At 69.7% G+C, this 1,370-nt stretch carries 1 protein-coding gene; it reads right to left on the reverse strand.

All coding sequences use genetic code 11. The features are described from left to right. On the reverse strand, positions 1-1,234 hold a 1,234-nt coding region (gene istA, locus E3O62_RS12115; protein WP_134398681.1), incomplete at its 3' end, for an IS21 family transposase. Positions 1,235-1,370 lie beyond the last annotated feature (136 nt).

Consider the following 1,370-nt stretch of genomic DNA (forward strand, 5'->3'; position numbering starts at 1 on the left):
CGGCGCGGCGGGCCGCGGTGCCGGGCGGGATGCGTTCTTTCTTGCGGTGCGGCCGGCCGGGAGGCGCCGCGGCCAGGGCGATGGTCTCCAGGGCGGTGACGTGTCCGCTGTCGCGGATCGTCACCCCGAGGCCGGCCTCCGCAACGGTGTGCCGGGCGATGACAACGCCGGAGACCGTCGCGATGTCGATGGTGCTCGCGCCGAGCCGCTGATGGACGACGACGCGGGCCGCGGCCAGTTCCGGCGGGACCGAGTACCGGTTCCCGCGCCAATCGATCAACGCCTGCCGGGTCGCGGTGCGCTGCTCCGTCACGACGACCGGGAACAGCGTCGGCGGCAACGGCTTGAGTCGTTCCGCGGCGAACATGACCGCGGCCGTCGTGGAGCCGTCGCGGCCCTCCCGGCGTCGGCCGTCTTGCCGGGTCGCGAACGCGGTCAGGCGTTGCTGCGCCTGCTCGAGGGTGACGTCGTCGGGGAGGTTGCGCCACCAGCGCTGCGCGGCGGTGTGGTTGTTCTTCTCGACCACGCCCTTGCGGTTGCCCGACCGGGGCCGGCAGGCCACGACGGTGACGGCGTGATGCTTGGAGAACGCGGCGAACATCGGCGTCAGATCACTCGTCCCGGCCTTCAGCACGGTGCTCATCCGGTCGAACCGCCAGGTCTTCGTCACCCCGCCGAGCAGGCCCAGCAGGACCGTCATCGCCGCCAGCAGGTGGGGCAGGTCCATCGACGGGGAGATCACCGCCCGCCAAACCCCCGAGTGCGCGAGCGACCCGACGAGGACGTAGGCGCGTTTGGTCGGGAACGCCCAGTCGGCTGGTGCGTCGGGCAGCTCGACCCAGTCGAACTGGGTCTCCTCGCCGGGCGGGTGCTCGATGATCGCGTTGGGCCGCTTGGTCACGTGCGCGCAGGCGGTGCAGGCCGGCCGCAACGCCCGGTCCCGGATCTGACGGGTGAGAGTCTGATACGACCCTTCGAAGCCCAGCGGGACGAGCTCGTCCAGCAGTGTCGCCGCCCAGAGGTGGGGGTCCTCTTTGAGCCTGGCGGTGACGTAGTCGACGAACGCGTCGAACGGGTCCGGCGCGGCGCGTTGACGCACTCCTGGGGTGCGCTGGCCGGCGAGATAGGCGCGAATGGTCTTGCGGTCGTGGTCGGTGCGGCGGGCGATCTCACTGATCGTCATCCCCTGCCGTTTGAGCGCGTGGATGTCCACGTCGTCCTCCTCTGAAAGCATAGGAGTAGGGCCTTTCTCGAGCTGGTGTGTGGTCGAAGACCATCAGCATCGAGGAAGGCCCGCTTCTATGTGCGGAAGCGACCCGGAGTGGGGAATTTCGGTGAGCAGAACTGGGGAATTTCAGTGAGCGCCGTCA

It is taken from the genome of Cryobacterium sp. TMT2-15-1 (assembly GCF_004402345.1).
GTDB lineage: Bacteria > Actinomycetota > Actinomycetes > Actinomycetales > Microbacteriaceae > Cryobacterium > Cryobacterium sandaracinum.